The 9,520-nt window shown below is 72.5% G+C and carries 7 protein-coding genes; 2 read left to right on the top strand and 5 right to left on the bottom strand.

Features of this window, described 5'->3' with window-relative positions; genetic code table 11:
* The first annotated feature begins 116 nt into the window (after positions 1 to 116).
* The gene (locus GT045_RS30835; protein ID WP_345942807.1) at positions 117 to 1,007 is read left to right on the top strand and encodes a ribonuclease BN; all 891 of its coding nucleotides are present in this window, start codon (positions 117 to 119) and stop codon (positions 1,005 to 1,007) included.
* 18 nt (positions 1,008 to 1,025) lie between these two features.
* Here GT045_RS30835 and GT045_RS30840 read toward each other — a convergent pair whose 3' ends face one another.
* The 5 genes from GT045_RS30840 to GT045_RS30860 form a co-directional block, all read right to left on the bottom strand.
* Complete coding sequence (locus tag GT045_RS30840) at positions 1,026 to 3,851, bottom strand: NHLP bacteriocin export ABC transporter permease/ATPase subunit (RefSeq protein ID WP_161336187.1); 2,826 nt, start codon at positions 3,849 to 3,851, stop codon at positions 1,026 to 1,028.
* A 1-nt stretch (position 3,852) separates the two neighbouring features.
* Complete coding sequence (locus GT045_RS30845; protein WP_161336188.1) at positions 3,853 to 6,087, bottom strand: NHLP family bacteriocin export ABC transporter peptidase/permease/ATPase subunit; 2,235 nt, start codon at positions 6,085 to 6,087, stop codon at positions 3,853 to 3,855.
* Positions 6,084 to 6,890 carry an HlyD family efflux transporter periplasmic adaptor subunit gene (locus GT045_RS30850; protein WP_161289373.1) on the bottom strand — a complete coding sequence of 269 codons (807 nt, stop codon included), beginning with the start codon at positions 6,888 to 6,890 and terminating at the stop codon, positions 6,084 to 6,086. Before GT045_RS30850 ends, GT045_RS30845 begins: the two co-directional genes overlap by 4 nt.
* A 100-nt stretch (positions 6,891 to 6,990) precedes the next feature.
* The gene (locus tag GT045_RS30855) at positions 6,991 to 7,206 is read right to left on the bottom strand and encodes a type A2 lantipeptide (RefSeq protein WP_161289375.1); all 216 of its coding nucleotides are present in this window, start codon (positions 7,204 to 7,206) and stop codon (positions 6,991 to 6,993) included.
* A 454-nt stretch (positions 7,207 to 7,660) separates the two neighbouring features.
* Positions 7,661 to 8,074: a PaaI family thioesterase gene (locus GT045_RS30860; RefSeq protein WP_161289377.1), complete on the bottom strand. Its 414-nt coding sequence runs from the start codon at positions 8,072 to 8,074 to the stop codon at positions 7,661 to 7,663.
* Positions 8,075 to 8,285: 211 nt separating this feature from the next.
* Between GT045_RS30860 and GT045_RS30865 the strand changes: the two genes are divergently transcribed.
* On the top strand, positions 8,286 to 9,520 hold a 1,235-nt coding region (locus tag GT045_RS30865; protein WP_161336189.1), incomplete at its 3' end, for a S1 family peptidase.

Raw genomic sequence — 9,520 nt, forward strand, 5'->3', positions numbered from 1 at the left:
GTGCGCACCACGGCACCGGGCCGGCGCCCGCGCTCCGGCTGCGAGACGCCCGGGGCGTGCCACGCTGGAGGAACCGGTTACGGGAGAGCGTGTGGGCGGCGAGCACGGGAGGAGCCGTGAGGCGGTTGCGGCGCGGCCTGCACCGCGCGTGGGAGTGGCTGCGCGTCCGGGCCCTGTTCGAGCACGGCCAGGAGCTGGAGCTGATGCACCGGGCCATGGGGTTCGCCACCCTGGCCCTGGTCACGCTGGCGCCGCTGCTGATCGTGGTCGCCGCGGCCGACCCCCTGGTACGGGGCGGCTTCGCCTCCTGGCTCACCGACGGCATGGGGCTGTCCGGCCGGTCCGCGCACGTGATCACCGACGTCATCAGCCCGCCGCGCAAGGTCATCGGCACCACCAGTGTCTGGAGCGGCGTGCTGCTCGCCGTCTTCGGCGTGGCCTTCGGGGGCAGTGTGCAGAACGCCTACGAACGCATCTGGGGCCTGGCGTCCGGCCCCTGGCACCGGGTGTGGCGGCAGGCGACCTGGCTGGTGGTGCTGACCGTCTACCTGTACCAGGAGGTGGCGACGAAGACGACGCTCCACGGCGACCAGCGGATCACGGTGTCCGCCGTCAGCGGTGTGCTCTTCTTCTGGTGGGGCCAGCGCTTCCTGCTGGGCGGCCAGATCCGCTGGCGCGCGCTGCTGCCCGGAGCACTGGCCACGGTCGTCGGCCTGGCCGGACTCCGGGCCTTCTCCTACCTCGTCTTCACCCCGCTCATCGTCACCAACGCCCTGAGCTACGGCGCCGTCGGCACCGTCCTCGTCGTCGAGTCCTGGCTGATCGGCGTCGGATTCGTCATCTACGGGGGCGCCCTGTTCGGCCGCTGGTTCACCGAACACCACTGGATGCCGTCCCACCACCACCACGAGCCGGACAAGTCGGGCGAGCCGGCCCGGCCGGACAAGTCGGGCGAGCCGGCCCCGCCGGACAAGTCGGGCGAGTCGGGCGGCGAGGGGCCGGTCTAGGGCCCTGCGCCGTGGACGCTAGGCCAGCTGGCGGCGGACCAGTTCGTGCAGCCGGCCGCCCGTGTCCGCGAGGAGGTCGGCCGGTGTGCCCTGCTGGACCACCTTGCCGTCCTCCATCACGATCACCCGGTCGGCGTCCAGGACGGTGGACAGCCGGTGGGCGATGACGATCCGGGTGGCGTTCAGCTTGCTGGTGCTGTCCATGACGATCCGCTGGGTGTCGTTGTCCAGGGCGCTGGTCGCCTCGTCGAAGAAGAGCAGGCGCGGACGCCGGACGAGCGCCTGGGCGATCATCAGGCGCTGCCGCTGGCCGCCGGAGACCGCACCGTTGCCCGCGACGATCGTGTGCAGCCCCATCGGCATCCGCTTGATGTCCTCCGCGAGCCCCGCCAGCTCGGCCGCCGCCATCGCCTCCTCCGGCGTGTACGGCTCGGTGCCGCTGATGACGTCCAGGATCGAGCCGGTGAACGGCTGCGCGTGCTGCAGGACCACCCCGCACTGGCGGCGCACCGCCGACTGGTCCAGCGCCCCGAGATCCTGCCCGTCGTACAGGACGCTGCCCGAGACCGGCCGGTCGAAGCCGATGAGCAGGCGCAGCAGGGTGGACTTGCCGCAGCCGCTCGGGCCGACGACCGCCACGAACTCGCCCGGCCGCACCGCGAAGGACACGTCGTCCAGGACCAGCGGTCCGTCGTCGGCGTACCGGAAGGACAGCCGCCGGGCCTCCACGGCACCTGACAGCGGGCCGGGGCGGGTGCTCCCCGTGCGCACCTCGGGCGTGGCGTCCAGCACCGGCCTGATCTCCTCGAACAGCGGCAGCGCCGCCACCGCCGACACGAACGCGCCCGTCAGCTGGGTGACCGAGGTGAGCACCATCGTCACCGCCGTGCTGAAGGTGAGGAAGTCCGCCGCCGACATCGCGCCCCTGGCCGGACCCGCCAGCAGCATGAACATCAGCAGGGTGCACACCGGCAGGTAGACCGCGCCGAGCACCGTCGTCACGTTCTTGATCCGGCCGACCCGCTGCTGGAGTTCCCGGCTGCGCGCGAACTGCCGCGCCCACGCCGCGTACGCGTAGTTCTCGGCCGCCGCCACCCGCAGCTTGGGCAGCCCGCGCAGGGTCTGGAACGCCTGGTTGTTCAGCTTGTTGCCGAGCACCACCAGCCGCCGCTGCCAGCGCACCTGCCACAGTCCGAGACCGGTGAACACCGCCGCGATGACGACGAGCATGCCGATCGCCGCCATCGCCATCGGCACGCTGTACCAGAACAGCAGGCCGAGGTTCATCGCGCCGACCGTCACCGACTGCGCGACGACCGGGCCGACTCCGGCGAGCAGCCGGCGGATCGCGCTGATGCCCATCGCCGCGCTCGCCAGCTCACCGGTGGAGCGCTGGGTGAAGAACCGGGTGGGCAGGCGCAGCAGCCGGTCCCACACGGCCGGTTGCAACGCCGCCTCGATGCGGCCCTCCAGGCGCAGGATCGACAGGTTCTCCAACAGGGTGAACGCCGCCGCGACCACCCCGCTGACCATCACCGCCAGGCACACCTGGACGATCAGGCCCACCTGGGCCCGCGGCACGTACTCGCCGAGCACCTTGCCCGTCGCGATGGGCACCAGCGCGCCGATCGCCACCGTCACCAGGCCCGCGACCAGCAGACGCAGCAGGTCGGTACGGGCGCCGCGCAGGCTGAACCGCAGCAGTCCGAGCGGTCCGAGCCGCCGGTCGGGCAGCGGGCGGTACAACATCACCGCGCGCGGCTCGAACTCCGCCGCGTTCGCCTTCTCGACCGGTGTCTCCCGGCCGGTCGCGGGCTGTACGGCCACGTAGCCGCCGCGCCGCCACAGCAGCGCGACCGGCGCCCCGGACAGCGTGCGGTGGCCGACCAGGGGGCCCACGTCCTCCCGCCACCAGCGCCCGTCGAGCCGTACGGCCCGGGTGCGCACACGTGAGGCCAGCGCGATCCGCTCGACGGGATCCAGCCGGTCGCTCTCGGCGCCGCTCTGCGCGGGCTCGGCGAGCGTGATCCCGGCGGCCTCGGCGACCAGCCGGCAGGCCGCGTACGAGGCGTCCGCGTCGGCGGCGGTGGGACGGCGCGCCGAGCGCTTGCCGATGGACGCCAGCAGCGTCCGGTCGGCCTGCGCGCGCACCGCCTCACCGGCCTTGATGCCGGCGGCCGTGCGCGTCTCGTGCGCCCGCTCCAGCTGCTCGATCCACCGGTCCAGCGCGGTCAGCAGCCGGTACTGCTGGTCCACCATGCTCTGCCACAGCGCCGGGTCCATCAGCAGGTCGGCGGCGGCCTCCGCGCCGTACGTCGAGCCGTACTGGACACTGCCCGGCGGCACCTGCATCCAGAAGACGTCGTCGTCCGTGGGCGTGGCCGGGCGGTCCTCGGCCATCGGGGCCTGGAAGAGGACGGACAGACCCCGGCCGACACCGAGCGCGACCGCGTACTCCAGCGGGCTGGTCGCGGGCGGCACGTGCACCGGGTTGCCGTACTCGTCGTACGACCAGGTCTGGGTCTGCGCCGGGTGGTACAGCTCGCGCAGGCCGACGCGGTGCACCACACAGTCCCGGACCGGTCGTGCCACGAGCGTGTGCCGGGCCCCGGCGACCGGACCGAGCAGCAGCGCCCCCGGCTCCAGCCGGCCGAGGTGGTGCCAGTGGCCCTGCTCGGCGGCGTCCACCGCGAAGAGGTCCAGGGCGCCGGCCGTGACCAGCCACAGCACCTGCGGGCCCTCCAGATCCAGGCGGCCCTGACCGGCGCAGTCCAGCCGGGTGCCCAGCGCGCCGACGGCGCCGATCACGAGGTCGCCGTCGTACCCCTCCCGGACAGTCGTCATCTCACCGCTCCCTGACCAGCGCCGCGTACGCGCCGCCGCGCGCCACCAGCTCCTCGTGCCGTCCCCGCTCCACGACCGTGCCGTGCTGCAGGACGACGATCTCGTCGCTGTCGCGGACCGTGCTCAGCCGGTGCGCGATCACCACGCACGCGCAGCCGCGCCGCCGCAGGTTGTCCATCACGACCAGCTCGGTCTCCGCGTCCAGCGCGCTGGTCACCTCGTCCAGCACCAGGATGCTCGGCCGGCGCACCAGCGCCCGCGCGATCTCCAGGCGCTGGCGCTGCCCGCCGGAGAAGTTGCGGCCGTCCTGCTCCACGGTGCTGTGGATGCCACCGGGCCGGCGCGTCACCACGTCGTACAGGGCCGCGTCCCGCAGCGCCTCCACCACGGCCTCGTCCGGGATCGACGGGTCCCACAGGGCCACGTTGTCGCGGACCGAACCCTCGAACAGGAAGACGTCCTGGTCGACGAAGGAGACGGAGGCGGCGAGCGCGCCGCGCGGGATGTCCTCCAGCCGCCGGCCGTCGATCCGGATCACCCCGTCCCAGGGCGTGTACAGACCCGAGATGAGCCGGGAGACCGTGGACTTGCCGCTGCCCGAACCGCCGACCAGCGCCACCTGCTGCCCGGGCCCGACGGTCAGGTCGAAGCCGGCGAGCAGCGGCTGGTCGAGCGGGCTGTAGCCGAAGGAGACGTTCTCCAGCTCGACGTGCCCGCGCAGCCGGCGGGCCGAGTCGCCCCCTTCGGGCCGGGCGTAGAGCGGGTCGGCCCGGAAGTTCTCCACGTCCTTCAGCCGGGCCACGTCGGCCGCGAAGTCCTGGATGCGGCCCGCCACTCCGTTCAGCCGGGTCAGCGGAGCGGTGAAGCGGGCGACCAGCGCCTGGAAGGCGACCAGCAGACCGACCGAGATGTGCCCCTCGACCGCACGCAGCCCGCCGATCCACAGGATGAGCGCGCTGTTGAAGGTGGCGAGCGTCGGCGCCACCACCCCCAGCCAGGCGCTGGGCACACCGAGCCGCTGCTGCTCCTCCAGCGTGGTGGCGTGCTGGCCGGCCCACTTGCGGAAGTAGCCGTCCTCGCCACCGGTGGCCTTCATCGTCTCGATCAGCTGCAGGCCGGTGTAGGAGGTGTTGGTGAGCCGCGCGGTGTCCGCGCGCAGCTTCGCCGTCCGGGTGGCGCGCAGCCGTACGACGAGCCGCATGGCCACCACGTTCAGCAGGGCCACGGCGATGCCGAGGAACGTCAGCTGCGGATCGTAGGTGTAGAGCAGGACCGCGTACAGGACGACCACGACCGCGTCCACGCCGGCCGCCGCGAGATCGCGGGCCAGGGTCTCGGCGACCTGGTCGTTGGACTGCAGGCGCTGGACCAGGTCGGCGGGGGAGCGCTGGGCGAAGAACGTCACCGGCAGCCGCAGCAGATGGCGCAGGAACCGGGCGCTGGAGAGGGTTGAGGAGATGATCCGGCCGTGCAGCAGGTTGGCCTGCTGGAGCCAGGTCAGCGCCAGCGTGAGCAGCACGCAGACGGCCATCGAGGTGAACAGCACGCCCAGCAGCGAGGTCTGCCCGCCGATGAGGAACATGTCGATGTAGGTGCGGCTGAGCGCGGGCACCGCCGCGCCGACCGCGACCAGCAGCAGGCTGGCCAGCATCGCCGCCGGGAGGGTGCCCGCGGTGCCGCGCAGCCGGGCCGGCACGGCACCGAGCACGCCCGGCCTGCGCCCGCCCCTGCTGAAGCCGTCGCCGGGCTCCAGCACCAGGACGACACCGGTGAAGCTGCCGTCGAACTCCTCCATGGGTACGAACCGGCGGCCCTTGGCGGGGTCGTTGATGTGGACGCCGCGCCGGCCGAACCGGCGGCCCATGCCGTCGTAGACGACGTAGTGGTTGAACTCCCAGAACAGGATGGCCGGAGCGCGCACCTCGGCGAGGGCGGCCAGGTCCATCTGCATGCCCTTGGCCGTCAGGCCGTAACCGCGGGCCGCCTTCAGCAGGTTGGAGGCGCGGGAGCCGTCGCGGGAGACACCGCAGGCGATGCGCAGTTCCTCCAGCGGGACGTGCCGGCCGTAGTGGCCGAGGACCATCGCCAGGGAGGCGGCGCCGCACTCGACGGCCTCCATCTGCAGCACCGTGGGCGTGCGGACCGTGCCGGTACGGGACTTGGGGGCGGGCCGCCGGGCGGGCGCGGCCCGTCTGCGGGTGCGGGTCTCCTGGTCGTTCGCGGCCGGGGCGGTCACGGGAGCAGCCAATCGACGGGTCGCTGGTCGGCGAGGCGGACGGAACCGGTGGCGAGGGTCATGGAGTCGAGCCGGAACGGCGGTCCGCCGGCGGTGGACCACCGGTAGCCGCTCGCCGTGGAGGACGACCTGTCCAGTTCCACCAGGACGGCCACCGGGCGGCCCTTGCGCGTGAACTGTTCGCCGAGCTGGCTGTCCCCGAGGTACGCGGCGATCGACTGGGGGGACTGCGCCGTACGGTCCACCGCCTTCACCTGGCCGCGCAGGACGCCGTACCGGTCCGTCGGTACGGAGGTCACGGTCAGGTCGACCGAGGCGTGCGCGGGGATGGCGGCGGCGTTCTCGGCGGGCACGTACACGGTGGCGTACAGCGGGTCGGAGGCGTGGGCGACCTTCTCGACCGCGGCGACCGTGGTGCCGGTCCGGATGATCTGTCCGATGCCGGCGGCGAGTGTCGTCACCCGGCCGGCGGCGACGGTCCGCACCGCGAAGTCGCCCTTCTCCGTACGGACCTTCAGGACCGGTGCGTGAGCGGGCAGCCGTTCGCCCTGCCGGGCCAGGACCGCCGTCACCTGTCCGGCCACCGGGCTCTGCAACAGGTAACTGCCCTGTCCGTGGGTGAGGACGGCGGGCGCTGCGACCGTGGAGGCGACCGAGCCGGTCACCGCCCAGACGGCGGCGGCGGCCATGACGACGACGGTGACGCCGAGCGCGAGCCAGCCCTGCGGCCGGGCGAGCCGCACCGGAAGGTCCAGCTCCTCGGGTGACTGGAGCTTGGCGAGGGCCTGTTGGCGGAACTGCACGGGACTTCCCTCACCTGTGGGAGAGACGCAAGTGTTTCAGGGCATCCGAGAGCCCCGGAGCCGAGGGACGGCTCCGGGACTTCGGTGACACCGGGTGCGATCAGAGACCGGCGACCAGGTTGGTGACCGGCTGGGTGTTCAGGCCGGTGACACCCTCGACGGTGCCGACGACCGTGTCGACCAGGCCGGAAACCGGGGCGATGCCGTTGACGGCACCGGTCACGGTGTTGAGGGCGTTCACGGACAGACCGCCGGCGACGTTGTCCAGCTCGGCGTCCGAGATCTCGACGGTCTCGACCTGGGGGGTGGAGTTCATGGTGGAACTTCCCTTCGTATGGGTATTTCACAAGGGGGAGAGCGGCCCCCTCTGGGGACAGACGGACGGCCGCCGCCGCGGGCGCCGGGCTTCCGTCGCCGGAAGGCCCGCCTGACTCCTGCGGTGCGATGGATCAAAGCACGCACGCGGGGCGCGCTTCCAATCAAACAGGGCTCCCACCTGCGCACTTGGTGCGTGAGCGACGGCAACCGTGCAGGTGTGCGCACGCCTTGTCGGCGACTCCTTCACATGCCGCGCCGCATCGTCGCCCCGGGTGCCTTGTCCGCCGCCGCGCGAATCCGGCACTCCTCGCCAATGGCGTGCCGGGGGGCGTGCGGATGTGCAGAACCCCGGGTGCCGGTGACGTCGTTGGGAATGGGATGTGCAGATTCCCTGAAGGGAGCATTCCGCTTCGTGTTCGGCGCTGACCGTTACCGACCGGTAACTGTGTGTGTCAGCCCAGGATCGCGTAGACCGTGCTCGCCCGGGCGGCCAGCTCGCCCGTCCCGGCGTCGCGCAACGTGACGTCGGCGAAGGCCGTCCGCCGGCCCAGTTTGGTCAGGACCGCCTCGATCAGGACATCGGCGCCGCTCACGGCCCGCTGGAACGAGGTGGACTGCTGCACCGTCGTCATCGGCACGAAACCGCCCCGGGCGGCCGAGACCGCGATCACCGTCGCCGTGTCCGCCGCCGCCATCAGCGCCTGGCCCGACAGCCCGCCGCCCTCCCTGGCCAGCCGGTCCGACCAGGGCAGACGCAGCACGGCCCGGTCCTCGCCCACCTCTTCCACGGTCAGCCCGAGATCGAGCACCCACGGGGCGAAGGCGGCAGAGAGGATCTTGTCGGCCTCGGCGGGAGTCATCGTCATGAGGGGGATCTTTCCCGGCCGTCCGCCACGACACGCGGAACCCGGCCGATTCACCGCGCCCGTACCGCCGTTGGGAAACGGAATTGAACACACCACGCGGCCGGTGCGTACCTACGGCCATCCAGGCGCCCCGGTACCCACCCCGATACGAACTGCCCATGAGCGGCAGACCCCCGTCCCCAGGAGGTCGAGAAGGTTGAGTCACAAGCGAATGCCCAAGCGCAAGGCCGCGATAGCGGTGGGCGGTGTCGCGGCACTCGGAGCGGCGGCCCTCCTGCTGCCCAACGCCAATGCCTCCCAGGACCAGGGCGAGGCGACCGCGGGCGGCCCTACGGGCGCCAGGACCCTGAAGGCCGCGGACGCCTCGGGCGTCGCCGCCCAGCTGCAGAAGATCCTCGGCGAGGCCTTCGCCGGCTCCTACTACGACAGCGGCAAGCAGCAGCTCGTCGTCAACGTGGTCAGCGGCGACGACAACGTCGTCGTCCAGGCGAAGAAGGCGGGCGCGGTCGTCCGCCAGGTGGAGAACAGCGCATCCGAACTCAAGGCCGCCGCCCGGACCCTGAAGACCAGGGCGACCATCCCCGGCACCTCCTGGGCCGTCGACCCGCGCACCGACAAGGTCCTCGTCACCGCCGACTCCTCCGTCACCGGCGCCAAGTGGGACCGGCTCCGGTCGACCGTGCGGGACCTCGGCTCCGGCATGGCCACCCTGAAGAAGTCCGCCGGCACCTTCAAGACGTTCGTCTCGGGCGGCGACGCCATCTTCTCCCAGGTGCAGGGCGGCAACGTCCGCTGTTCCCTCGGATTCAACGTCACCGCCTCGGACGGCAGCCCGGCCTTCCTGACGGCCGGTCACTGCGGGGTCGCCGCCAAGGACTGGTCCGACTCCGCGACCGGCCGGCCCATCGCCACCGTCGACCAGGCCACGTTCCCGGGCAGCGACTTCTCACTGGTCAAGTACGACGACGCGGCGACCCAGGCGCCCAGCGAGGTCAACGCGGGCAACGGCCAGACGGTGCAGATCACCCAGGCCGCGGAGGCCACCGTCGGCGCGACCGTGTTCCGGATGGGCTCCACCACCGGGCTGCACGACGGCCAGGTCACGGGTCTCGACGCCACCGTCAACTTCCAGAGCGAGACCGACCCGAACGGCGTCGACACCGTCAACGGCCTGATCCAGACCGACGTCTGCGCGGAGCCCGGCGACAGCGGCGGCTCCCTGTTCACGCAGGACGGCAGTGCCCTCGGCCTCACCTCCGGCGGCAGCGGCGACTGCACCAGCGGCGGCGAGACCTTCTTCCAGCCGGTCACCACCGCCCTCCAGGCCACCGGCGCGACCCTCGGCGCGGGCGGCAACGGCGCGGGTGACGGCGGCGCCGGGGCCGGTGCGGGTGACCAGTCGGGTGCGGGTGACCAGAGTGGTGCCGGTGACCAGTCGGGTGCGGG

It is taken from the genome of Streptomyces sp. SID486, assembly GCF_009865385.1.
In the GTDB taxonomy this organism is placed as follows: domain Bacteria; phylum Actinomycetota; class Actinomycetes; order Streptomycetales; family Streptomycetaceae; genus Streptomyces.

What these genes read in the sequence shown, in the direction of transcription:
- GT045_RS30860 (WP_161289377.1), bottom strand. Translation starts at nt 8,074, where the DNA reads ATGACGATGACTCCCGCCGAGGCCGACAAGATCCTCTCTGCCGCCTTC.
- GT045_RS30840 (WP_161336187.1), bottom strand. Translation starts at nt 3,851, where the DNA reads ATGACGACTGTCCGGGAGGGGTACGACGGCGACCTCGTGATCGGCGCC.
- GT045_RS30855 (WP_161289375.1), bottom strand. Translation starts at nt 7,206, where the DNA reads ATGAACTCCACCCCCCAGGTCGAGACCGTCGAGATCTCGGACGCCGAG.